Raw genomic sequence first — 23106 nt, forward strand, 5'->3', positions numbered from 1 at the left:
GCGGCCTTTGCAAGTGGAACTGTTTTAGCTCCGCGGCTTGAGGTTCTCCGGGTCGTAAAGCGGCTTGTAGCCAACTGCCGCAACTTCAACCGGATAGGTCTCGCTGAAATACTCGACATTGAGCTTGCGACCTACCTGGCAGTACTCCCAGGGCAGATAGGCGAGCGCTATGTTCTTGCCGATGGTTGGGCCAAAGGCGACTGATGTCGTGTAGGAAATGCGGCCCAATTCATCGACCAGCGTCTTGCCCGTCTCCGGATCGATCACCGGCATGGCGCCTACTGGATAGCGGGCCACGCCCTTGGCGTCGACATTGTCGGTCATCACCAGCGTGCACAGCATGGCCGGCTGATGCTCACGCGCCTTGTATTCAAGGTGTTTGGCCTTGCCGCGGAAATCGGCTTCCTTGACCTTCGGACGGGCAAGGTCGGCTTCAATCAGATTGTACTGGGTCAACAGGTCGGCGTTCTGCAGCCGCAGGCTTTTTTCCATGCGGCGGGAGTTTGCGTAGGTCTCCACCCCGACCGGCGTGACCCCAGTCGACCGGAGCGCATCCCAGACGGCAAGACCGTCCTCGTACTTCATGTGCAACTCCCACCCCTGCTCGCCGACATAGGAGAGCCGGAAGGCCGACACCGTCTTGCCGGCGATCTCGATCGGCTTGATCGCAGCAAAGGCGAAGTTTTCAACATCAAGACCCGCTGGGTCGGCAACGACCTTTTTCAGCGTCTCACGGGCATTCGGCCCCCAGATTCCGATTGTGGTGTAGGCCTCGGTGACATCGGTGATGGTAACGTCATAGCCTTTGTCCTCGGCCATGCGCCGCATGTAGTGGAAATCGCGCGGCCCGGCGTCGGCACCGTTGATCAGGCGGCAGCGGTCAGCCATGCGGATGACCGTGAAATCGGCCCGTACCATGCCCTCGTCGTCGAGAAAGTGGGTGTAGATGCCCTTGCCGATATTGTTGTCGCCGCCGATCTTGGCCGCGCACAGCCACTCCATCAGCGCAACATGATCCGGCCCCTCGATGTCGACCATGTGGAAGTGCGACAGGTTGATGATTCCGCAGTCTTCGGACAGTTGCAGGTGCTCGGCATTGGACACACGCCAGAAGTGCCGGTTGTCCCACTCTTTCTCACGAACCGGCACCCGGTCGCCAAACTTCTCGAGCAGATGATTGTTGGCCGCATAACCATGCGCCCTTTCCCAGCCACCCAGTTCCATGAAATGGCCGCCGAGTTCGACCTCGCGTTCGTGAAAGGGCGAACGCTTGACACCGCGGCTCTTGGCATAGGGCTCGCGCGGATGGATGGCCGGGAAATAGATCTTCTGCGCCGCCTCATAGCAGCGGTTTTCGATGAATTCCTCGGTCATCTGGTGTGGATAGAAGCGGGCGTAATCGATCGAGTTGTGGTCGATCTCGGTGCGGCCATCGGTCATCCAGTCGGCGATCAGCTTGCCGTAGCCCGGAGCGTCCTTGACCCAGATGGCAACGCAATACCAAAGCCCACGCACCTTCTGGCTTTCGCCGCAGGAAGCGCCACCGGCGGCGGACACTTGCAGCAGGCCATTGAAGGAGTGGCTTTCATTGTAGCCGAGTTCGCCGAGAATAGGCGTCAACTCCATGGCGCGCTCGAGCGGCTCGATGATCTGTTCCATGTCGAGGTCGCGTTGCGACGGAGACAGCCGCGCCTCGTTCTTTTCCAGAATGTCGCGTGGATGGCAGAGCCGCGGATTGTCGGTCTCGTAGTAACCCCACTCGATCTGCCCCCCCTCGGCGGTCTTCGGATCGCCGGTGTCGCGCATATAGGCCGAATTGCCCTGGTCGCGCATCAGCGGCCAGCCGATATCCTTTCCGGTGCCTTCAAACTCGGTGTACGGCCCGAAAAAGGTCAGTGGATGATCAACCGGCATGACAGGCAGATCCTCGCCCACCATTTCAGCGATCAGACGGCCCCAGATGCCGGCACAGACGACAACATGATCGGCCATGATTGTACCGCGATGGGTGACGACGCCCTTGATCCGGCCGCCCTCGACGATCAGCGATTGTGCCGGTGTGTTGGCGAAGACGTTCAGCTTGCCGGTCTTCTCGGCAGCATCGACGAGCTTGCCGGCCACCGTCTGCGAACGTGGAATGACAAGCCCGGCGTCCGGATCCCACAAGGCGCCTGCAACCATGTCTTCTTCGACCAGCGGGAATTTTTCCTTGACCTCGGCGGGACCGATAAAGCTGGCGCGGGTGCCAAAAGCCTTGCCGGAGGAAATCTTGCGCTTGATTTCTTCCATCCATGCATCGTCGCCGGCGCGCACGATTTCCAGACCGCCGATGCGGGCGTAGTGGCCCATCTTCTCGAAGAAATCGATCGAGTATTGCGTCGTCCAGACCGACAGATAGTCGTGGCTGGTCGTGTAGCAAAAGTCCGAGGCATGCGCTGTCGAGCCGATATCGGTCGGCACGCCGGACTTGTCGATGCCGACAATGTCCTCCCAGCCGCGCTCAATGAGATGATGCGCGATGGAGGCGCCAACAATGCCGCCCACGCCAATGATGACTACTTTCGCCTTCTCCGGAAACCCTGCCATTGTCTTCTACCCTGATTGCGCTTGAAGCAGAATTTATGATCTGTCGCCACAAAACCAGAGCCTGTCTACGACATTATCTCCATGCTGCACGACCAGTGGCGCGGGAGCCAGAGTCCGCGAGGCAGGTTTTGCAATCCGGCAACATCCGCAGGGCCTGTCAGGACGGATTGTCGAGCGCCTCTGCCAACTGTCCGATCTGGTTTTCAGAAAACACGGTAATACCGTTTTGCGAAAGCAGCGCGGCGACCACCCCGGCGCCTTCACGCGCGACCCCGTCAAAATGTCCGCTATAGACAGACGAGGTGCCACAAGACGGGCTTCCATCGGTCAGAAGGGCAAACCGGCAGCCTTGCGAGAGTGCGGTCTCCAGCGCGATCTCCGCCCCCAGCCGGAACGGGCTTGTCACATCGGCACCAGTTTGGTCGAAAATACGGGCCCTGCCGGCAAGCACGTCATCTCCCAGCAGGCCGGGTTCGATTTCTGCGGGCGGACGAGGTGTTGGAAAACCGGCGGCGACTTCCGGACAAAGCGGCACGATGCGTCCCTGTTTGCGCCAGAGCGTCAACAGGGAGTTCTCAACCAGCCGATCCGAGCCATTGTAGCGCACCGGGCTTCCCAACAGGCACGCAGAAACCAGAATCTTTTCCATCGCAGATAAATGACTGCTGGATTGGGATCATGCAATTGAAAACGCTGCGGGCCGGTCAATCGCGAGGATGACCGGCCCGCAATTTTCTCGACTAAAGATTACTTGATGACAGCGTCGCCGTTGATGATTTCAACACTTTCCGAACCCGAAAGGGTTTCGCGATCGCCTGACGGCATGGTGACAAAGCAGCCGGCCGGGCAGAAATTGACGGTCGCGCCGGCTTCAACCACCATGTCAGACTGGTTGCTGCCTTCGGTCACGGTCAAAACATGGGAATCGCTGTCCTTGTTGGTGATCGTGGCAGCTGCCGCGCCGCCAATCATCGCCAGGCTCAGGCCCACGACAAGAATTGCTGTTTTCATCGGTCTCCGGCGGTTTCGCCGCCGCTCCTGGTTAAAACGCACTGGACGACACTTTCGCCCGTGTTGAAATGATTACTAGCATTGCGAAACTGAATGCAATCTGAACGCGGGCGGCCTACCGGTCGCCCTCGCCGGAATCCCCTTCCATCGAATCCTGCCCCGCCTTGAGCGCCGCCCGGCGTTTGCGCAGCGTATGCGCGCTCGGCTTGGACACCGATGCCTTGCTCTTGGCCGATGGATCATCCGTTGCTGCGTCATCATCCGAAAGGTCTGCCACCAGCGTCGTCAGCGTTTCGCCGCCCTCGCCCAGTTTTATGTTGAGATCGCGTTGCGGGAACGGGATTTCAATGTTTTCTTCCTTCAGCCGTTCGAAAATGCGCAGCCGCAACTCGGTGCGGACAGACAACCCGTCGAGCACATCTGCGACATGCGCCTTGAGTTCGAAATCCAGCGACGAATCGCCAAAATTGACGAAATGCACCGAAGGCTCGGGATTGTTGAGCACCAACTCGTGCCCGCGTGCAATTTCAGACAGAATCTCGATCACACGACGCGGATCGGCGTCATAGCTCACGCCCACCGGCACATCGACGCGCCCCAGCTTGTTTCGGTGGGTCCAGTTGCCGACCGGCGCATTGATCAGTTCCGAATTCGGGACGATGATCGACTGACGACTGAAGGTCTCGATCTCGGTGGCGCGGACCGATATTTTCTTGACAAACCCCTCTGTCGATCCGGTTACCACCCAGTCTCCGACCTTGAACGGCCGCTCGGCCAGCAAAATCAGCCCGGAGACAAAATTGCTGACGATATTCTGCAACCCGAAACCAATTCCGAGCGACAGCGCACCGGCAACCAGCGCAAGGCTCGACAGATCGATCCCCGCCACCGATATGCCGATCAGCGCGGCCACCGCGACGCCGAGATAGCCGATCCCGGTCTTGATCGAATTGCGCACCCCGGTGTCCATCCGTCCACGCGCCATCACGCTGCCATCGAGCCAGCGTTGGAACCAGCGCGTGGCTATCAGCCCGAACACGAACATGACGACACCGAACAGAATGCCGACCAGCGAAATCGTGATGCCGCCGATGCGGATGTCGGTCATCAGCCGGTAGAACCAGATTTCGATGTCCTGGATCTGGAACCCCCACTGCAGAAGGATCAGCGGAACCCCCATCAGCAGCACCAGCAGGTTGATCAGCAAGCCGGCGCCCAGCCCGCATTGATCCAGTGCCATCATGCTGAGTTTATACCGCGCCTGCAGCCAGCGCCCCACCGTGGTGTTGGCAAACGAACCGGCTTCTGAAACTGCCTGGCCGGACAGATAGCCGATATACATGGTCGTCAGAATTCCGCCGGTCACGACGATCTGGGTCGCGGCAAAGCGCGCCAGTCCGACATAGCCCAACAGCGCCGTCACCATCAGCCCGATGCCAGCAACCAGCAGCGTCCTCGAAATAATTCGCGGCCAGGGCTGGCCCGGCTCGGATGGATCACCTGAGGTCTTGGGCACCATCGGCTTGACCAGCGCCATGGCAATGAGCACCAGCGCCATCATGAACACAGAGATGAAGCCTTTCATCACCGTCAGCACCACTGGCGAGCCCAATGAATTGCTCATCACGTCTTCGACATAGTCGAGCCCATTGATGACTGCCATGGCCACAACCAGCGGGAAAAGCACCCGCGCGCCGCCATTCGATACGTTGACCAACCGCCAGGCCGGCATTTTCGGCGCCAGAATGGCCCGCGCCAGTTTGCTGATGAAATAGACCCCGAGCATCATCGCAATCAGGCTCTGGATCACCGGCGTCACGTCGGCGCGCAGAATCGCAAAACTATTCATCAGCGCAAACACCAGCGCCGCCAGCAGCGTCATCGCCATGGTGGGAATGATGATGGACCAGAACGCCACAGATAATCGGCTGGTATAGGGCGGGTCCTCGTTGTCGGCATCGCGGATGATCAGCCCGCCGAACAGACGATAAGCGCCGGCGATCAGCACCAGCGCGGCCAGAAGCGAGAAAAATATACTTCCCAGCAGAGCCTGGCGTTTGAATTTCCAGACGAACGTCGCCCACGACCCGTAGGTGCGGGACAATTGGCTCCATTCATTGCCGGTCGCGCTGAAGGCATCGGCAATCAGGGTGGGGGTGATTTCTGTGCGTTTGAACAGGGTATTGGCAAACAGGTCACGGCGCGCACCGGCAATCTGATCGCCGATTTCGTTGGCCTGCAACGACACTGTCTCGGCCCGTCCGGTCAACGCGTTGATTTCCGCTCGCTCTTCAGCCAGCCGCGCCCGTTCCGCGACAATCACCTCAGGTTCTGCCGGTTCGCCCTCTGCCGGTGCCGCGCCGAGTTGATCGATGCGTGCCTTTATCTCGGTAATACGCGGCCGCAGACTTACACCGATGTCCAGCATCGACCGCGCCAAAGCTTCGGCGGTGACCTTGAGATCTACCAACTGGCTGTCGTCGGTGGCACTTTCCTCAAGCTGAGCCTTGAGCTTGGCCACTTGTTTTTCAGAGGAGGCCAGTTTCTCCTGGGCGGCCACAACTGCTGCCGAGGCCTGAACCTCAGGAGCCGGTGAGACCGGGTTCGAGATTGCCACCGGGGCGGTTTCCGAACTGGACGTCTGTGTACGCGCGCCTCCAGCTGCCATCAGCAGCGCAGCCAGCATGAACACGATCAACCGGTTAAGACGCATGAATATCCCGTTCCGCCAAGTTCTCTCGGTTCATCCTTAGCAGGGTCCGGGTGCATCTCAAACGGCTGCAGCCTGCACGCGGGCCACGCCACGTCGCAGGCGGGCTTTCCGCCCTGTTTGACCGGTTTATCAGAATCCGGCGCCAGGCTGGGCCAGATAGGCCTCTTCTCCAGAGGTTGAGGTCCGCCCCAGGATGGCATTGCGGTGCGGAAACCGTCCGAATTGCTCAATCACTGCCCTGTGCTTAAGGGCATAGTCGAGATAGGTTTCGTTGCCCAAGGCCTCGCACAGCGACACGCAGCGATTTTGTTCGTCAATCGATTCAGAATGCTCGAACGGCATGTAGAAGAAAATACGTTTCCGCTCGCTGACCTCGGCGTCCGCGCCCACCGCCAGAGCCGCCTTGGCTTCCTTCAGCGCCAGACTGTCAGTAGCAAACGACAGCGGCGATCCGCGATACATGTTGCGCGGAAACTGGTCGAACACGATCACCAGCGCCAACCGGGCCTCCGGCAATGCGCGCCATTCCGATGGCACTTCGCGTGAGAGCGCCAGATGCAACGGGCCGAACCGCTCGGCAATTCGGCGATCCAGATCTTCATTTTTGACAAACCAGTCTTTGGGCGTGAGTTCCGTAAACCAGAAATCGAGCACAGTGTCGGGCGTTTCAGACATGAAGAATCCTTGAGTGCGTATGATTTGGGGACGCTTTATGTGGAGCGTCGCCGCTTAACTTCAACTATTCGCGCTTGTGAATCCAGAGCCGGCCGCAACCGCAGGCGGATTTGTCTCACGCAGCTTCCGCTTCGGCCTGAAGCGTCACCAGCCGGACCCCGTCAGCTACCTGCGCGCCGACCGCGACCAGAACCTCGGCGACAATCCCGTCGCGTGGCGCGCTCAGCGTCATCTCCATTTTCATGGCTTCCATGATCACCATCGCTTCACCGGACTTGACCGTTTGTCCGGCCTCCACCAGCACCTGCTTGACGATCCCCGGCATCGCCGAGGCTATCTGGTCACCACCGCCGCCGATATCGTCATCACGCTTGCCACGCGGCTTGCCAAAGCCATGAGTAAGTCCCTGGTAAAAAACCGTCACGCTGTCTTCTGCATTGGCCAGCCGGCAACGCCTTGCCACGCCTCCGGCGCTGAATGCCCAGTCATAGCCATGCACGGACACGGCTTCCAGATCGATGCGGCCCGCAGCCAGTGCATCCCCCGTCACGCGCCAGTCCCGGGCCCCTGCCCGTTCGATCTCGAACCTGCGGATTTCGCCATTGATCTCGAGTGGGACCCACCGTTTCGGCATACCCCATATTTCGAATGGCCCGATCGCTCCGGCCACATCGACGGCGTCACGGTGATCTAAAACCATACCGGAGGCTGCAACCGCGGCCAGCGCGGTAATATGGTCCGGCGCCGGTGCTACCGCAGTCAGGCTCTCGATATTGCGCTCGATCAGCCCGGTGTCGAGCCTTGCCGCGGCAAAGTCCGCATCCCGGCAAAGCTTCACCAGAAACGCCGTATTGGTGACGGTTCCGGCAATCTCGGTACGGCCCAAAGCCCCCGCCAGCTTGCCCAGCGCCTCGGCGCGGGTCTGGCCATGAGCGATCATTTTGGCGATCATCGGGTCGTAAAACGGTGTAATCTCGTCGCCGGCGCGGACCCCGGCATCAACCCTGATGTCACCATCGGGAAATTGAAGGTGCATCAGCCGCCCGACCGCCGGCAAGAAGCCCTTGCCTGCATCTTCGGCATATATCCGTGCTTCCACCGCATGGCCGTTAATCGACAGTTGGTCCTGCGTGAGCGGCAGCGTCTCACCGGCCGCCACCCGGATCTGCCATTCCACCAGATCGAGCCCGGTAATCACCTCGGTGACCGGGTGCTCCACCTGCAGCCGCGTGTTCATTTCCATGAACCAGAAGCGGTCCGCTTTCAGCCCGTCGCTGGCATCAACAATGAACTCGACTGTACCTGCACCCGCATAATTGATCGCCTTGGCGGCCTGCACCGCCGCCGCTCCCATCGCCGCGCGCATGTCTTCGGGCATGCCCGGCGCCGGTGCTTCCTCGATCACCTTCTGGTGGCGCCGCTGCGCCGAACAATCGCGCTCGAACAGATGCACCGCATTGCCATGGCTGTCGCCAAATACCTGGATTTCGATGTGTCGTGGCGTGGTGACATATTTTTCTACCAGCACCCGTTCATCGCCGAACGAGGCTTTTGCCTCACGCCGTGCCGAGGACAATGCCGCGGGAAAATCAGCCTGGTTGTCGACCTTGCGCATGCCCTTGCCGCCGCCGCCCGCACGCGCCTTGATCAGCACCGGAAAGCCGATCTCGTTGGCCTTACCCGCCAGCACCACCAGTTCCTGCGCCTCGCCATGATAGCCCGGCACCACCGGCACATTGGCCTTTTCCATCAGCGCTTTCGCCGCGTCCTTGAGCCCCATGGCCCGGATCGCCTTGGCCGACGGTCCGATGAAAATCAGTCCGGCTTTCTCGACCTGATCAACAAAGCCGGGGTTCTCCGACAGGAAACCGTATCCGGGATGGATCGCATCCGCGCCAGTGCGCTTGGCGGCATCGAGAATAGCATCCCCCCTGAGATAGCTTTCGCTCGCCTGCGCTGGCCCGATCAGCACTGCCTCGTCAGCCATCTCGACATGCAGCGCACTAGCGTCAGCTTCGGAATAGACTGCTACCGTGGCAATGCCCATTTTCCGCGCCGTGCGGATGATCCGGCAGGCAATCTCGCCCCGGTTGGCGATGAGGATTTTGGTGATCATGGCGCACTCTTGTTTCAATCAAAATTCAATTCGGCAAACCCGATACGGGCAACGCTTGCAGGCATCCGAATTCCCTTGTCATCGCTCAGGAACGTTTGACAACCAGCGGCCACAGCCGAGGCCAGATGGATGGCATCCGGCAATTTCGTGCCGGAAACCGCCCGTATTCCTGCAGCCTTTACCAAAATGTCCGGGCTGACCGGCAGCAGTTCCACGTGTTCCTGATTTTCAAGAAACTGAAGCACAGCTTCAATCGCTTGCTCATTGCTCTCGCGCATCGGTTTGATCAGGCATTCAGCCAGCGTCAAATGACTTGAAATTCCTGTTAGCTGTCCGGTTTCGAGCGCATCGATAAACCGTTTCTGCGGTCGGTTCAGCGGTGCGGTCTGTTCCAGGATGGTGATCACGATATTGGAATCCAGATAAACATGATCGCCATTCTTCACCGGTCAATCCTCCCATTCGTCGCGGAGTGCCCGGATTTCTGTCACGATTTCCTCAGCCGTGCGGCCTGACGGTACACTTCCAACCAGTTCGAACAATCGCTTTCGCGCCTTGGGTACTGTTTGAACAGGCAGCTCCACCGCATTCGAAATGATATCGCGGACCTCCGCCTCAGTTGACCGGTTGTTGGCCTTGGCTCTCGACCTGACCGCATTCAGCACCGCGTCATCCAACTGCCTGACTACGATTTGCCCCATCTCGATTACTCCTTCTGATATCATATTGATATCACGTTTCAGGCCTTCGTACCATCACATCCTGAACACGCCGAATTTGGTCTCAGCCACCGGCGCATTGAGCGCCGTCGACAGGCTGAGCGCTAATATCTCGCGGGATTTGAGCGGGTTGATGATGCCGTCGTCCCAAAGCCGCGCCGAAGCATAGAGCGGGTGCGACTGGGTTTCGAACATCTCGATGGTCGGGCGCTTGAACTCGGCTTCGTCTTCCGCCGACCAGCTGCCGCCCTTGCGTTCGATCGCATCGCGCTTGACGGTAGCGAGCACGCCGGCTGCCTGTTCGCCGCCCATCACCGAAATCCGGCTGTTGGGCCAGGTCCACATGAATCGCGGGCTGTAGGCGCGGCCGCACATACCGTAATTGCCAGCGCCGAATGAGCCGCCAACAATCATGGTAATCTTCGGCACCTGCGTTGTCGCCACAGCGGTGACCATCTTGGCCCCATCCTTGGCAATGCCGCCGGCCTCGTATTTCTGTCCAACCATGAAGCCGGTAATGTTCTGCAAAAACACCAGCGGGATCTTGCGTTGCGAACAGAGTTCGACGAAATGCGCAGCCTTCACCGCACTTTCGGAAAACAGCACGCCATTGTTGGCGACAATGCCCACCGGCATGCCCATCACATGGGCAAAACCACAGACGATGGTAGTGCCGTAGCGCGCCTTGAATTCATCAAACCGCGAGCCGTCGACGATGCGGGCGATCACTTCGCGAATATCATAGGGCTGGCGCGTGTCGGCGGGAATGATGCCGGCAATCTCGGCCGGATCATAGAGCGGATCTTCCGGCGCCAGCATATCCATCTGGCATAGCCCTGCCCCGCCACGATTATTGAGATTGGCCACCGCCCGCCGTGCCAGCTCCAGCGCATGGGCCTCATTATCAGCGAGATGATCGGCCACGCCCGAGAGCCGCGTATGCACATCGCCACCGCCCAGATCTTCGGCGCTGACGATTTCGCCGGTGGCGGCCTTGACCAGTGGAGGGCCGGCCAGAAATATCGTGCCCTGATCGCGCACGATGATGGTCTCGTCGCTCATCGCCGGCACATAGGCGCCGCCCGCCGTGCATGACCCCATCACCACCGCGATCTGCGAGATCCCCTTGGCGCTCATATTGGCCTGGTTGAAGAATATCCGTCCGAAATGATCCCGGTCGGGAAACACCTCGTCCTGGTTGGGCAGGTTGGCGCCGCCCGAATCCACCAGGTAGACACATGGCAGATTGTTCTCGATCGCGATTTCCTGGGCGCGCAGATGCTTCTTTACCGTCAGCGGATAATAGGTGCCGCCCTTCACAGTGGCATCGTTGCACACCACCATCACATCGCGGCCATTGACCCGGCCAACGCCCGCGATCAACCCGGCGCTGGCGATGTCGCCGCCGTAAAGATCATGCGCGGCAAACCGGCCGACTTCGAGAAACGGCGAGCCAGGATCGAGCAATGTCGCCACCCGTTCGCGCGGCAGCAATTTGCCGCGCCCGACATGGCGCTCGCGGGAGGCTTCCGGGCCGCCCTGTCCGTGCCGTTCGGCAGCCGCTGCCGTCTCGTCGATCTGCGTCTGCATCCGCGCCGCATTGTCGCGAAACGCCTGCGAGCCGGTGGAAATCTTGGATTGGATGATGGACATCAGCGAATAAGCTCCACTTTGCACGGCAGGTCGAGTTCGGCCCAATTACGGTCAGCGGTCAATGCCGTCGCTTTCTCGCGAATGGCAAGCGCAAGGCAGGCGCGGTCTCCCAGCGAAAGACCGCGGTGGCACGTCACCGTGCGCAGACGGCCCGCCAACAGCGCCAGTTCTTCGTCGAAAGGAACCACGGAGAGCCGCGTCCTGGAAAGCGTCGACACCGCGCGATCAGGTTCGTAACCCAAATCAATCAACCGCGTCACGACCTCGGCCGCATTCACTGAGGACAGATAACCGTCAGCCAAAGCAAGCACTGCCCGCTCGGAGCCCTCTTCGTTGCGCAACACGGCCAAGACGACAGAACTGTCGACGACTGCACCCATCAGGTCTTGTCCTTCAGGCGCATTCCTTCGTCGTGCAAGCGGTCCAGCCGTTCATCCGCGCGCTTTTGCTCTTCTCTGCGTTCCTTCAAAAAGTCACCGACCACATCTGTTCCGGCGGGCACCAATTTGCTGAACTCGGCTTGCAGTTCCTTGATCACCGCGAGGTAGGATTTGATCTTCAGTTCTCCGGCTTCGACTTCCAGCGCCAACTCGTCGCCCGGCTTGACCCCAAGCGCCTCACGCATTGCTGCAGGGATAACCAATCGTCCACCTTCGCCGAGCTTAACCCGGTCCAGCATCGGCTTTTTTCCTTCGTCAAATACTGCGCCGTAGCCCGACTGGCCAGATTCCTCGAAGCCTGTCTTTTTGGTGTGCCCTGCCATCACGCCATCTTTCCAAAACTTGCCAACTATTTCATTCGTGGCAATGTAGCATATTCACGTCACGCCGTCTCCACCATCATCTCGCGGCCGATCAGCATGCGGCGGACTTCCGAGGTTCCCGCGCCGATCTCGTAGAGCTTGGCGTCGCGCAGCAACCGGCCGGTCGGGTAATCATTGATATAGCCATTGCCGCCCAGCGCCTGCAGTGCTTCGAGTGCAACCTGCGTGGCTTTTTCCGCGGCATAAAGAATGCAGCCGGCAGAATCCTTGCGAGTGGTCTCGCCCCGGTCGGCCGCCTGCGCCACCGCGTAGACATAGGCCCGGCAGGCATTCATCGTCGTGTACATGTCAGCCAGCTTGCCCTGCATCAGCTGGAAATTGCCGATCGGCTCACCGAACTGCTTGCGTTCGTGGCAATAGGGAACCGTCACGTCCATCGCCGCCGCCATGATTCCGAGTGGCCCGCCGGCCAGCACCAGCCGCTCGTAATCGAGCCCCGACATCAGGATCTTGACGCCCTGGCCTTCTTCGCCCAGCACGTTTTCGAACGGCACTTCGCACTCTTCGAACACCAGTTCGCAGGTGTTGGAGCCACGCATGCCCAGCTTGTCGAGCTTTTGCGCGGTCGAAAAACCCGCCATGCCTTTTTCGATCAGGAACGCCGTGATGCCGCGCGATTTGGCTTCCGGATCGGTTTTTGCATAGACCACCAGCGTATTCGCGTCGGGCCCGTTGGTGATCCACATCTTGTTGCCGTTGAGCACGTAGCGATCATTGCGCTTTTCAGCGCGCAGCTTCATCGACACCACGTCGGAGCCTGATCCCGGCTCGCTCATCGCCAGCGCGCCGACATGCTCGCCGGTGCACAGCTTGGGCAGATACAGTTCTTTCTGCGCTTCCGTCCCCCAGCGGTTGATCTGGTTGACGCACAGGTTTGAATGGGCGCCATAGGAAAGCCCGATCGAGGCCGAGGCGCGACTGATCTCCTCCATCGCCACCACATGGGCAAGGTAGCCCATTCCGGTACCGCCAAAATGAGGATCAGCAGTCATGCCGAGCAGCCCGAGCGCCCCCATCTCCCGCCACAGATGTGCTGGAAAATTGTTCTCGCGGTCGGTCGCTTCGGCCACTGGCGCCACCCGCTCCCGGGCAAACCGCGAAACTGTGTCCCTGAGCGCATCGATCTCTTCGCCAAGGCCGAAATTCATGCTGGTCGTGAACATTTCAGTCTTCCTTTTTCTGCTGCACCAGACGCGCCACCAGGCGGACATAGATCGCCTCGATTTCGTCGAGCGACAGACGCCCGTTTTCGCGGAACCAGGTGGTCATGCCGTTGAGCATGGCGATGATCGCCATGGTGGAGATTTGCGGATCGATGATGTCGAACGACCCATCCCTGGCGCCACGCTCGAGAATGCTCCGCGGCACCTGTTCGTACTGACGCCGCAGCCGCTCGATCGCGCTGAAATTCTCGCTTTCAAGACTGCGCAGTTCCATGTAGGAAATGAACACCTCGCGCGACCGGTCGAGGTGGTAGCGGATATGAAAGCGGACAAAGTGTTCCAGCGCTTCAGCGGGCGCCAACTCCGGTTGCTCGGCTTCCGCCCAGGTTGCCAGCAGCGTTTCCATGTGCACCTGCAACAACTCGTTGAGCAGATCCTGCTTGGTCGGAAAATGGTTGTAGATTGCGCCCGCCTGGACACCTGTCTCCGCGGCAATCGCCCGCATCGAAACCGCCGCGTAGCCGGAACGCGCGAACAGCTCGAGCGCCACGTTGCGCAGCTTTTCCGCCGTTTCGGCCCCAGTTGATCCCGCTCGTCGCGCCATGCATCACACAATTAAATGAACGTTTGTTTATTTTAATCCGCTCCGACGCATTCGGCAAGCCCATGCCGACACGTCACACCGCACAGGGTCCGCCACAGCGGCTGGCTCAAACCTTCGGTGCGGCGCGATTACGCCAGCCAGCGCTTGCGGCGCTTGTAGTGCTTGACGTTTTTGAACGACCGTCGGCCCTCGCCGCCAACCCCAAGATAGAATTCCTTGACGTCCTCATTCTCGCGCAGGTCGCTGGCCACACCATCCATGACGATGCGACCGGATTCGAGAATGTAGCCATAGGTCGCGTATCTGAGTGCAATATTGGTGTTCTGTTCGGCCAGCAGAAATGAAACACCCTCCTGTTGGTTGAGTTTCTTGACGATCTCGAAGATCTCTTCCTGCAATTGCGGAGCCAGCCCCATCGATGGTTCGTCAAGCAGGATCATTTTCGGGCGGCTCATCAGCGCCCGTCCGATCGCCGTCATCTGCTGTTCACCACCCGATGTATAGCCGGCCTGGCTGGTCCGGCGTTCCCTCAGCCGCGGGAAATAGTTGTAAACCATTTCCATGTCGCGCTTGATCGCCGCCTTGCCGTCGCGCCGGGTGAAGGCCCCGGTCAGAAGATTTTCCTCAATGGTCAGATGGCCGAAGCAATGCCGGCCTTCCATCACCTGGATGCAGCCGCGGCGCACCAGCTCATTGGCGGTCTGCGCCTCGATCCGCTTGCCTTCTAGCTCGATCGAGCCTTTGGTCACTTCGCCGCGCTCGGAGCGCAGCAGATTGGAAATTGCCTTCAGTGTCGTGGTCTTGCCTGCGCCATTGGCGCCGAGCAGCGCCACGATCCCGCCCTCCGGCACCACCAGCGACACGCCCTTGAGCACGAGGATCACATGGTCGTAGATGACTTCGATGTTGTTGACCGACAGGATGGGCGTTTGCGCAGCGCCGGCTTCAATCTGGGTGGAGGTCGTCATGAACATTCTCCGGGCTTGGTCGATGGCTAGGGCGGATGCCATCCGCGCGGGAAACCTCCCCGCGCGGATGAGTTTCGGTTTTCGCCTCAGTTGGCGCAGGCTTCCGTCCGGTCCGGCCACGGTGCGTTCGAGGTCTTGTATTCCTCGGCCGCAGCGATCGCCAGCGGCGTCACCTTGTCAGTCATCGGGCTGAACCAGTCCGATGCTTTCTGCCAGTTCTCGCCATCCCACTCCTGGATGTACATCTGGTTATGACCAGAGTGGTCAGCGCAGCTCACGTTCATCGGCGCCATGAAGCCCGGCAGGCCGATGGCTTCAAGACGGGCATCGTCGATGGTGAGGTTTTCGAGTCCGACACGCATGTCTTCCGAAGTGATCACCGTCTTGCCAGATTTCTCCTGGGCGACACGGATGGCCTCGGCCATGATGACGGCGTTCACGACACCGCGATTGTAGAGGTTTTCACCAAACTTGGCGGCATCGACTTCGCTCTTGCCAGTATCGACAACCAGCTTCTTGATATCCTGCAACGCCGGGAAATCAGGTCCTACGGCATTGAAGTTGAGCGTCTTGTAGCCCTTGGCGGCAGCACCACCGGCACGGGCGTCATCTTCACCGCCGGCCCACCACACACCAATGAACTTGTCCATCGGAAAGCGGATCTTGGTGGCTTCCTTGACCGCGGTCGGGTTCATTGCACCCCAGCCCCACATCACCATGTAGTCGGGCTTGTCGCGGCGCACATTGAGCCATTGCGACGACTGGTTCTGCATTTCCTTGCCGGCAACCGGATACTGCAGCATTTCGAAGCCGTATTCCTTGGCCAGGTCCTCGATCAACGGAATCGCCTCGCGGCCGTAGCCGGCGTCGAGGAAGATGTAGCCGATCTTCTTGCCCTTGAGATTATCAAAACCGCCTTCCTGTTCAGCGATGTACTTGATAATGCCCGAAGCGCCGTCCCAATAGGTCATCGGCGGGTTGAACACCCAGGGAAACACGTCGCCCTGCGAGGCAGCCGAAAGGCCGTAAGCCATCGACAGCACCGGGATCTTGTCGACCGAAGCCTTGGGGATCACCTGCAGCGTGATGCCGGTCGACCAAGGGTTGAACACCAGCGTGTTCTTGGCCTTGGCCTGCTCGTAGCACTCGACTCCCTTCTGGGTGTCGTAGCCGGTTTCGCATTCATCGACTTCGATCTTGACGCCGTTAATGCCGCCATCGCGTTCGTTGAGCATGGTCAGATAGTCGTGCATGCCGTTGGCGATGGGAATGCCCGAACCGGCATAGGGGCCGGTGCGGTATGTCGGAAGCTGGATATAAACGCTGTCTTCTGCCTGCGCAGGCATCGCCATGCCTGTTGCCAGGACAACGGCAAGTGCTGCTGTGGTTTTAAGCAATTTCATGTTTTCCTCCCATGATCGCATTAACGTCTGAGCCAAAAGGTGCGACCGGACCTGGCTCGATGGCCCGGCGCCTTCGTTGATGCCCGTATAGCCAGGCATTTCGTCCGTGTTCAGGCATAGGGGAACGGCCAGACACGCAGTTTTTCCTTGCCGATCGCCCATAGCCGCGCCAATCCGTGCGGTTCGGCGATCAGGAAGAAGATGATGAGTGCGCCGACCACCATTTGGGCGATCTGGAACACGATCTCGGCGCCGACATCGATGCCGATGGCAGGCAAGCCGACACGCAACGCGATCGGCAGGATCCAGATAAAGGCGGCACCAAAGAACGATCCGACCAGCGAACCGAGCCCGCCGAGAATGACCATGAACAACACCTGGAACGACAGCGACACACCAAAGGATGATGGCTCCGCCGCTCCGAGGTAGAAGAACACGAACATCGCCCCTGAGACCCCCGCCAGGTATGACGATACCGCGAACGCCGACAGTTTCGCCGTCAGCGGCCGCACCCCGATCAGTTCGGCGGCAATATCCATGTCGCGGATCATCATCCATTGCCGGCCGATCCGGCCGCGAACGATGTTCTTGACCAGCAGCGTCAGCACCACGACGATGGCCAGCACCACAAAATAGCGCGTCACCGGCGAGGCCGACGGACCGGTCAGGATCAGGTCGCCGAAACCGCGGCGTTCCGGCACTTCAATGGCGCCCGAGGCATTGTAATTGTAGAGCCACGGAATACGGATGAAACACCATTCGAGAAAGAACTGCGCGGCCAGCGTCGTGACCGCCAGATAGAGCCCCTTGATCCGCAGCGACGGCAGCCCGAATGCAATCCCGATCGCCGCTGAAAACACGCCTGACAGCAGGATCATGACGATGATGTTCACTTCCGGGAAGATCGTCGTCAGCTTGTAGCAAGCGTAGGCCCCCACCCCCATGAAGGCGCCGTTGCCGAGCGACAATTGCCCGGCATAGCCGGTCAGCACGTTGAGCCCGATCGTCGCCAGCGCCAGGATCAGGAACGGAATCACGACCGATGTCAGCAGAAACTCGCTTGAGAACCACGGGATCACGAACACCGCAATCGCCAGGATAATGGCCATCCCGATACGGTCCTCGCGGATCGGAAATATTGCCTGATCGGCAATGTAACTGGTCTTGTACTGGCCCGATTCCCGATAGAACATCAGTCGCCCTCCCAGACATTGCCGCTGGACGACAGCGCGTGCGAACTTGGCCCGGTCACGCGAAACCGATGGCCGGTCGGAGCTTCCATGATCACTGCGTGATCGGCCGTTCCGACCTTGCGGCCGCCAATCTGTTCGATCCGGTGAATTTCCGCAGCCAGATCATCGGTTTCGATGTCGAAATGGATCAACGCTTCTTCCCGCACGGCCTCGATGACCAGCGACACATCGCCGCCGGCCACGGGGATGATGGCACGGTGGCCATCACCATCCGTTTGCGAGGCCTGTCCCAGTAGCTGCGACCAGAACCCTGCGGCATGCTCGATATGATCGGTGTGGCAATCGATGACGATGGAAGACAATCTGCTCTTGTGCATCGCTTACACCCTTTCAATAATGCGTTCGCCGAACAGGCCCTGCGGCCGGAACAACAGGAAAATCAAGGCAATCATGTAAGCCAGCCAGCTTTCGATGCCGCCGCCCACCAGCGGTCCCCAGTAGATTTCGCCAATTTTCTCGCCGATGCCGATGATCAGTCCGCCGACGATCGCCCCGGGAATGGAGGTGAAGCCGCCGAGAATAAGCACCGGCAAAGCCTTGAGCGCGATGATTTCCAGAGCGAACGACACATCCGAGCGCGCACCCCACATGATGCCGGTGGTCAGCGCCACGATACCGGCTGCAAACCAGACGATGGCCCAGATCTGGTGGAGCGAGATCCCCACCGACAGGGCTGCCTGGTGATCGTCGGCAACCGCCCGCAATGCGCGGCCGATCCGGGTCTTGTTGAAAAACACCGCCAGCGCACCAACCATGATCAGCGCAATCACCGCCGCCGCAATATCGATATGCTGCAGGATCAAAAGCCCGCCATCGCCGATCTCGAACGCCGTCGATCCGGTAGGTAACCCCAGTTCCTCGGTGATCATCTGCTTGGGCTCGCCGCCAAAGATGAACTCGCCGAAGCCGATCAGGAAATACGTGAGCCCGATTGTCGACATCAGCAGGATGATTTCCGGCTGATTGACCAGCGGCCGCATCACGAACCGCTCGACCCCAAGCGCCAGGAGACCCATCACCCCGATTGTCAAAATCAGTGCCAGATAGGCCGGAACTCCTTTTTCATGCAAGCCGACCAGCGTTAGTCCGGCAAACACGACCATGATCCCTTGCGCGAAATTGAAAACCCCGGAGGCCTTGAAAATCAGCACGAAGCCGAGCGCAATCAGCGCGTAAAGCACGCCGGCAACAAAGCCTTCCCACAGCACCTGGAGGAAGAAGTCAGGCAGTTCCACCATCTGCATGAAGGGGTCGATCAAGATTGAATAAAGAATATCCATCAGTGCGACACTCCCAGATAGGCATCGATAACATCCTGGTTGTTCTTCACTTCGTCCGGCGGTCCGTCGCCGATCTTTCGGCCGTAGTCGAGCACCACCACCCGGTCGGAAATATCCATCACCACGCCCATATCGTGCTCGATCAGCGCAATCGTCGTGCCCATCTGGTTGTTCACATCGAGAATGAAGCGGCTCATGTCCTCTTTTTCCTCGAGGTTCATTCCCGCCATCGGCTCATCCAGCAACAACAAGTCCGGCTCCATCGCCAGCGCCCGGCCAAGCTCGACGCGCTTTTGCAGCCCGTAGGGTAACTTGCCCACCGGGGTCTTGCGAATATGCTGGATCTCGAGGAAATCGATGATTTCCTCGACCTTTAGCCGGTGCTCGATTTCCTCGTTGCGCGCCGGCCCCACATGCAGCATCTGCCAGAAGAAGTTCTTGTGCATCTTCAGCGTCCGGCCCGACATGATGTTGTCAAGCGTCGACATGCCCTTAAACAGCGCCACGTTCTGGAACGTGCGGGCAATCCCCGAAGCCGCCGCCTGGTGCGGCTGCATTCGCGAGCGGCCTTCGCCGCGAAAGGTGATCACCCCTTCCTGCGGATGATAAAACCCGTTGATGACGTTGAGCATCGAGGTCTTGCCGGCACCATTGGGACCGATGATCGCGCGGATCTCGCCCTTGCGGATGTCAAACGAGATATCCGAGATCGCCTTCACGCCACCAAATGACAGCGACACGTTTTCGACCTTCAGCATCACCTCGCCCGGGGCAAGTCCGTCATCGGCGGCGCGGAGTTCGACATGCTTGATACGCGCGTTCATTCGGCAGCCTCCGGCATGGCGTTGACGACGGGAAAGGTCTCGGCATCCGCCACTTTGACGGTGGCGCTGATGTTTCCTTTGCGGCCATCCTCAAAAGTCACCTCGGTGTTGATGTAACGCTCGCTCGCCCCATCATAGAGCGCCTCGATCAGCGGCGCGTAGCGCTCGGCAATGAAGCTGCGGCGAACCTTCTGGGTCCGGGTCAGTTCGCCGTCGTCGGCATCAAGTTCCTTGTGCAGAACCAGAAACCGCTGGATCTGCGACCCGGCCATCATCGGCTCTGCTGCGAGATCCCGGTTCACCTGATTGACGTGCGCGGTCATCATCTCATAGACCCGCGGCATCCCGGCCAGTTCCTGGTAGGAGCCGTAGGAAATGTTGTTGCGCTCGGCCCAGTTGCCCACGGCTGTCAGGTCGATATTGAGGAACACCGCGACAAAATCCTTGCCGTCGCCAAACGCCACCGCTTCCTTGATGTTGGGGAAGAATTTGAGCTTGTTCTCGATGTATTTGGGTGCGTAAAGCGCGCCGGTGGTCATCTTGCCCACATCCTTGGCGCGGTCGATGATCTTGAGGTGGCCCTGCGCATCGAAAATGCCGGCGTCGCCGGTCATCACCCAGCCATCCTCGGTCATGGTTTCACGGGTCTTTTCCGCATCCCCATAATAGCCGGCGAACATGCCCGGCGAACGGAACTGCACCTCACCATTTTCGGCAATGCGAATGTCTACATCGGGAGCGGCGGGCCCGACCGTGTCGGGACGCACTTCGCCATCCTTTTGCGCCGTGACATAGAGGAACGCCTCGGTCTGACCGTAGAGCTGCTTGAGATTGATGCCGAGTGACCGGAAGAACGAAAACAGGTCCGGCCCGATCGCCTCGCCCGCTGTATAGGCGGTACGGATCCGGGTAAACCCCAACACGTTCCTCAGCGGCCCGTAGATCAGCTTGTCACCAATCCAGTAGGAGATCCGCCCGGACAACGGTACCGACCGGCCTTCCAAAATCCTCTCGCCATAGGCCTTGGCCACCGCCAGATAGTGATGAAACAGCCATTTCTTGATCCGGCTGGCGTCTTCCATGCGGATCATCACGCTGGTCAGCAGGCCTTCAAAAACCCGCGGCGGCGCAAAGTAGAATGTCGGGCCGATCTCGCGCAGGTTCTGCGCCACGGTTTCCGGGCTTTCCGGACAGCTCATGCACAAGCCGACGACATAGCCCTGCGCGTAATTGAGGTAGTGATCGCCGACCCATGCCAGCGGCAAATAGGCCAGCACCTCGTCGTGCTCGCTCATATTGTCGAATTTGGCGGTGTCTTCGGCGGCCTTGACCGAGGCCGCCGCCGTCAGCATCACACCCTTGGATCGTCCGGTGGTGCCCGATGTATAGAGGATCGCCGAGATCTCGCTGCCATCGGAGGCCCGGATACCGACCTCCCAGTCGGCAACCACATGCGCGTCGGAGTCCGCCAGTGCCCGGCCCCTGTCCTGAACTGCGCCAAAATCATGCAAATGAGTGGGGTCATAATCGCGCAAGCCGCGCGGTTCGTCGAAAATCACCTCGGTAAGTCCGGGAACGTCCGCCGCCACCGACTGGACCTTGTCGACCTGCTCCTGATCCTGCACGACCGCAAACCGGACTCCGGCATTATCAAGCACGAAAGCCATCTCTTCGGCCACGGAATCAGCATAGACGGGGACAGGAATGGCCTTGAGCGATTGCGCCGCGCAAAACGCCCAGTAAAGCCTGGGTCGATTGGAGCCGACGATGGCGATACGCTCGCCTTCCTTGAGCCCCATGGCCTTCAGACCAAGCGCGAAGTCGCGGATCTCATCGCGTTGTTCGGACCAGCTCCAGCTCTGCCAGATGCCGTAGTCCTTGAAGCGCATCGCCGGTCGAGTCGCGAAACGCTTGGCGTTGAGCAACAAATATTGCGGAAACGTCACCGGCTTGCCGCCGGCAGTTACGCCTGTGGCTTCCATATCCTCCACTCTCCTCCCTGTCCGGACAGTTTGTCACCTTGTCCGGGCGCATGGTTTCCCATGCATTCGGCCGCTCCCCAGTGGCCAATTCGGCACCGGCTGAACCGGTGTCGTTTGTCCGGATCCTGGCGGCCTCCTCCCAGCCGCCGGGGTCCGTTTCGGTTCATGAATTAAATGAACGCTCGTTTACTTTATTCGTCTCCGCTCCCGTTGCAAGTACTACTTTCGGAATAGATCAGGCTTTTCCAGCCATCACTTCCAACCGGTCGACCAAGCCCGTGACGCCGAAGCGGATCGGGTCCGTCGCCGGCACGTCATGCTTCTCGGCCAGTGTCTTGAGCAGCGCTCTGGCCTCGTCCTCGCCAAGTTTTTGCGTGTTGACGGCGATGCCGCTGCAGGTGATCTCCGGATTGGTCAGCCGTCCGCAGGCAATGGTCATGTCGATCACGTCCTGGATCGACGGCAGCGCGTGGCTGACGCCGCGCATGGTCGTCCGGGTCGGCTCGTGGCAAACGATAAAGGCATCTGCCTGCGCGCCATGCAGCAGTCCCAGCGACACACCGGCAAAGCTGGGATGAAACAGCGATCCCTGCCCCTCGATCAGATCCCAGTGCTCGGGGTCAGCCGCCGGCGCAATCCACTCCACCGCGCCGGAGATGAAATCCGCCGCCACCGCATCAATCGCCGCCCCCCGACCGGAGATGAACACCCCGGTTTGCCCGGTAGCGCGGAAATCCGCGTCCAGTCCGCGCGCCCGCATCTCGCGCTCCAGCGCCAGCACGGTATATTTCTTGCCCACAGAACAGTCGGTGCCGACCGTCAGCACCCGCCGACCCGGCCGCTTGTTGCCCTTGCCAGTGGCGAACCGCTCGTCGGTAAACCGCACGTCGTGCAGATTGCCGCCACCCCGGGCCGCCGCTTCCGCAATTTCCGGAATCGACGCCAGCCGCACATGCAAGCCGGTCGCCACATTCATCCCGGCATCCAGTGCCTCGACAATCGACGTGATCCAGTGCGGCGGCAACACTCCGCCTGCATTGACCACACCCACCACCATGGTGTTGACACCACGCGCCTTGGCGTCGGCGATCGTCAGATCGGGAATGCCAGCATCCGCCTGGCAGCCGTCCAGTCGCAATTGGCCGATACACCATTCCGGACGCCAATCGACAATTCCGACGCCGGTCTTGGCAGCCAGCGCATCGGGCACATCGCCGAGAAAAATCAGGTAGGGTGGGTCAATGACCATCTCATGCTCCAGATGTTTTGATAGATTTCAAGCAGACAGCTTCATGCCCGCGACTGTAACCGTCAAGCAGGCAATTTCCGACTT

21 protein-coding genes are annotated in these 23106 nt (G+C 59.8%); all 21 read right to left on the bottom strand.

Annotated elements, in window-relative coordinates; translation table 11 throughout:
* Positions 1–24: 24 nt before the first annotated feature.
* Positions 25–2586, bottom strand: a complete 2562-nt coding sequence (locus ACK6D9_RS18260) for a GcvT family protein (RefSeq protein ID WP_412049594.1) — start codon at positions 2584–2586, stop codon at positions 25–27.
* Between the two features lie 157 nt (positions 2587–2743).
* Complete coding sequence (locus ACK6D9_RS18265; RefSeq protein WP_412049595.1) at positions 2744–3235, bottom strand: DUF523 domain-containing protein; 492 nt, start codon at positions 3233–3235, stop codon at positions 2744–2746.
* A 98-nt stretch (positions 3236–3333) separates the two neighbouring features.
* Positions 3334–3597, bottom strand: a complete 264-nt coding sequence (locus ACK6D9_RS18270) for a hypothetical protein (RefSeq protein WP_322990332.1) — start codon at positions 3595–3597, stop codon at positions 3334–3336.
* A gap of 115 nt (positions 3598–3712) precedes the next feature.
* The gene (locus ACK6D9_RS18275) at positions 3713–6310 is read right to left on the bottom strand and encodes a mechanosensitive ion channel domain-containing protein (RefSeq protein WP_412049596.1); all 2598 of its coding nucleotides are present in this window, start codon (positions 6308–6310) and stop codon (positions 3713–3715) included.
* A 129-nt stretch (positions 6311–6439) separates the two neighbouring features.
* On the bottom strand, positions 6440–6985 hold the full coding sequence (locus ACK6D9_RS18280) for a DUF924 family protein (RefSeq protein ID WP_412049597.1): 546 nt from the start codon (positions 6983–6985) through the stop codon (positions 6440–6442).
* Positions 6986–7100: 115 nt separating this feature from the next.
* A complete protein-coding gene (locus tag ACK6D9_RS18285; RefSeq protein ID WP_412049598.1) occupies positions 7101–9101 on the bottom strand; it encodes an acetyl/propionyl/methylcrotonyl-CoA carboxylase subunit alpha in 2001 nt (666 codons plus the stop codon).
* Positions 9102–9115: 14 nt separating this feature from the next.
* Positions 9116–9547: a type II toxin-antitoxin system VapC family toxin gene (locus tag ACK6D9_RS18290; protein ID WP_412049599.1), complete on the bottom strand. Its 432-nt coding sequence runs from the start codon at positions 9545–9547 to the stop codon at positions 9116–9118.
* Positions 9548–9550: 3 nt separating this feature from the next.
* Positions 9551–9802 carry a FitA-like ribbon-helix-helix domain-containing protein gene (locus ACK6D9_RS18295; RefSeq protein WP_412049600.1) on the bottom strand — a complete coding sequence of 84 codons (252 nt, stop codon included), beginning with the start codon at positions 9800–9802 and terminating at the stop codon, positions 9551–9553.
* Positions 9803–9856: 54 nt separating this feature from the next.
* A complete protein-coding gene (locus ACK6D9_RS18300; protein ID WP_412049601.1) occupies positions 9857–11473 on the bottom strand; it encodes a carboxyl transferase domain-containing protein in 1617 nt (538 codons plus the stop codon).
* A complete protein-coding gene (locus ACK6D9_RS18305; RefSeq protein WP_412049602.1) occupies positions 11473–11853 on the bottom strand; it encodes a type II toxin-antitoxin system VapC family toxin in 381 nt (126 codons plus the stop codon). The genes ACK6D9_RS18300 and ACK6D9_RS18305 overlap by 1 nt, the downstream gene beginning before the upstream one ends.
* Positions 11853–12236 carry an AbrB/MazE/SpoVT family DNA-binding domain-containing protein gene (locus ACK6D9_RS18310; RefSeq protein WP_412049603.1) on the bottom strand — a complete coding sequence of 128 codons (384 nt, stop codon included), beginning with the start codon at positions 12234–12236 and terminating at the stop codon, positions 11853–11855. Before ACK6D9_RS18310 ends, ACK6D9_RS18305 begins: the two co-directional genes overlap by 1 nt.
* A gap of 59 nt (positions 12237–12295) precedes the next feature.
* Positions 12296–13459 carry an isovaleryl-CoA dehydrogenase gene (locus ACK6D9_RS18315; RefSeq protein ID WP_322989067.1) on the bottom strand — a complete coding sequence of 388 codons (1164 nt, stop codon included), beginning with the start codon at positions 13457–13459 and terminating at the stop codon, positions 12296–12298.
* 1 nt (position 13460) lies between these two features.
* Positions 13461–14063 carry a TetR/AcrR family transcriptional regulator gene (locus ACK6D9_RS18320; protein WP_412049604.1) on the bottom strand — a complete coding sequence of 201 codons (603 nt, stop codon included), beginning with the start codon at positions 14061–14063 and terminating at the stop codon, positions 13461–13463.
* A 128-nt stretch (positions 14064–14191) separates the two neighbouring features.
* Complete coding sequence (locus tag ACK6D9_RS18325) at positions 14192–15031, bottom strand: ABC transporter ATP-binding protein (protein ID WP_322989069.1); 840 nt, start codon at positions 15029–15031, stop codon at positions 14192–14194.
* Between the two features lie 86 nt (positions 15032–15117).
* Positions 15118–16434 (bottom strand): ABC transporter substrate-binding protein, encoded by a 1317-nt coding sequence (locus ACK6D9_RS18330; protein WP_322989070.1) that lies wholly within the window; start codon positions 16432–16434, stop codon positions 15118–15120.
* A 110-nt stretch (positions 16435–16544) separates the two neighbouring features.
* Complete coding sequence (locus ACK6D9_RS18335) at positions 16545–17627, bottom strand: branched-chain amino acid ABC transporter permease (protein ID WP_412049605.1); 1083 nt, start codon at positions 17625–17627, stop codon at positions 16545–16547.
* A complete protein-coding gene (locus tag ACK6D9_RS18340) occupies positions 17627–18004 on the bottom strand; it encodes a VOC family protein (RefSeq protein ID WP_322989072.1) in 378 nt (125 codons plus the stop codon). Before ACK6D9_RS18340 ends, ACK6D9_RS18335 begins: the two co-directional genes overlap by 1 nt.
* 3 nt (positions 18005–18007) lie before the next feature.
* A complete protein-coding gene (locus ACK6D9_RS18345; protein ID WP_267653379.1) occupies positions 18008–18967 on the bottom strand; it encodes a branched-chain amino acid ABC transporter permease in 960 nt (319 codons plus the stop codon).
* Positions 18967–19791: an ABC transporter ATP-binding protein gene (locus tag ACK6D9_RS18350; protein ID WP_412049606.1), complete on the bottom strand. Its 825-nt coding sequence runs from the start codon at positions 19789–19791 to the stop codon at positions 18967–18969. The genes ACK6D9_RS18345 and ACK6D9_RS18350 overlap by 1 nt, the downstream gene beginning before the upstream one ends.
* Positions 19788–21773 (bottom strand): AMP-binding protein, encoded by a 1986-nt coding sequence (locus tag ACK6D9_RS18355; protein ID WP_412049607.1) that lies wholly within the window; start codon positions 21771–21773, stop codon positions 19788–19790. The genes ACK6D9_RS18350 and ACK6D9_RS18355 overlap by 4 nt, the downstream gene beginning before the upstream one ends.
* Before the next feature lie 235 nt (positions 21774–22008).
* The gene (gene dgcN / locus ACK6D9_RS18360) at positions 22009–23022 is read right to left on the bottom strand and encodes an N-acetyltransferase DgcN (protein ID WP_412049608.1); all 1014 of its coding nucleotides are present in this window, start codon (positions 23020–23022) and stop codon (positions 22009–22011) included.
* Positions 23023–23106 lie beyond the last annotated feature (84 nt).

The organism is Hoeflea sp. Naph1 (genome assembly GCF_046837775.1).
Lineage (GTDB): Bacteria > Pseudomonadota > Alphaproteobacteria > Rhizobiales > Rhizobiaceae > Hoeflea.

Excerpts from the sequence above, each read along its gene's own strand:
- ACK6D9_RS18260 (WP_412049594.1), bottom strand. The coding sequence starts at position 2,586 with ATGGCAGGGTTTCCGGAGAAGGCGAAAGTAGTCATCATTGGCGTGGGC.
- ACK6D9_RS18265 (WP_412049595.1), bottom strand. The coding sequence starts at position 3,235 with ATGGAAAAGATTCTGGTTTCTGCGTGCCTGTTGGGAAGCCCGGTGCGC.
- ACK6D9_RS18270 (WP_322990332.1), bottom strand. The coding sequence starts at position 3,597 with ATGAAAACAGCAATTCTTGTCGTGGGCCTGAGCCTGGCGATGATTGGC.
- ACK6D9_RS18275 (WP_412049596.1), bottom strand. The coding sequence starts at position 6,310 with ATGCGTCTTAACCGGTTGATCGTGTTCATGCTGGCTGCGCTGCTGATG.
- ACK6D9_RS18280 (WP_412049597.1), bottom strand. The coding sequence starts at position 6,985 with ATGTCTGAAACGCCCGACACTGTGCTCGATTTCTGGTTTACGGAACTC.
- ACK6D9_RS18285 (WP_412049598.1), bottom strand. The coding sequence starts at position 9,101 with ATGATCACCAAAATCCTCATCGCCAACCGGGGCGAGATTGCCTGCCGG.
- ACK6D9_RS18295 (WP_412049600.1), bottom strand. The coding sequence starts at position 9,802 with ATGGGGCAAATCGTAGTCAGGCAGTTGGATGACGCGGTGCTGAATGCG.
- ACK6D9_RS18300 (WP_412049601.1), bottom strand. The coding sequence starts at position 11,473 with ATGTCCATCATCCAATCCAAGATTTCCACCGGCTCGCAGGCGTTTCGC.
- ACK6D9_RS18305 (WP_412049602.1), bottom strand. The coding sequence starts at position 11,853 with ATGGGTGCAGTCGTCGACAGTTCTGTCGTCTTGGCCGTGTTGCGCAAC.
- ACK6D9_RS18310 (WP_412049603.1), bottom strand. The coding sequence starts at position 12,236 with ATGGCAGGGCACACCAAAAAGACAGGCTTCGAGGAATCTGGCCAGTCG.
- ACK6D9_RS18315 (WP_322989067.1), bottom strand. The coding sequence starts at position 13,459 with ATGTTCACGACCAGCATGAATTTCGGCCTTGGCGAAGAGATCGATGCG.
- ACK6D9_RS18320 (WP_412049604.1), bottom strand. The coding sequence starts at position 14,063 with ATGGCGCGACGAGCGGGATCAACTGGGGCCGAAACGGCGGAAAAGCTG.
- ACK6D9_RS18325 (WP_322989069.1), bottom strand. The coding sequence starts at position 15,031 with ATGACGACCTCCACCCAGATTGAAGCCGGCGCTGCGCAAACGCCCATC.
- ACK6D9_RS18330 (WP_322989070.1), bottom strand. The coding sequence starts at position 16,434 with ATGAAATTGCTTAAAACCACAGCAGCACTTGCCGTTGTCCTGGCAACA.
- ACK6D9_RS18335 (WP_412049605.1), bottom strand. The coding sequence starts at position 17,627 with ATGTTCTATCGGGAATCGGGCCAGTACAAGACCAGTTACATTGCCGAT.
- ACK6D9_RS18340 (WP_322989072.1), bottom strand. The coding sequence starts at position 18,004 with ATGCACAAGAGCAGATTGTCTTCCATCGTCATCGATTGCCACACCGAT.
- ACK6D9_RS18345 (WP_267653379.1), bottom strand. The coding sequence starts at position 18,967 with ATGGATATTCTTTATTCAATCTTGATCGACCCCTTCATGCAGATGGTG.
- ACK6D9_RS18350 (WP_412049606.1), bottom strand. The coding sequence starts at position 19,791 with ATGAACGCGCGTATCAAGCATGTCGAACTCCGCGCCGCCGATGACGGA.
- ACK6D9_RS18355 (WP_412049607.1), bottom strand. The coding sequence starts at position 21,773 with ATGGAAGCCACAGGCGTAACTGCCGGCGGCAAGCCGGTGACGTTTCCG.
- dgcN (WP_412049608.1), bottom strand. The coding sequence starts at position 23,022 with ATGGTCATTGACCCACCCTACCTGATTTTTCTCGGCGATGTGCCCGAT.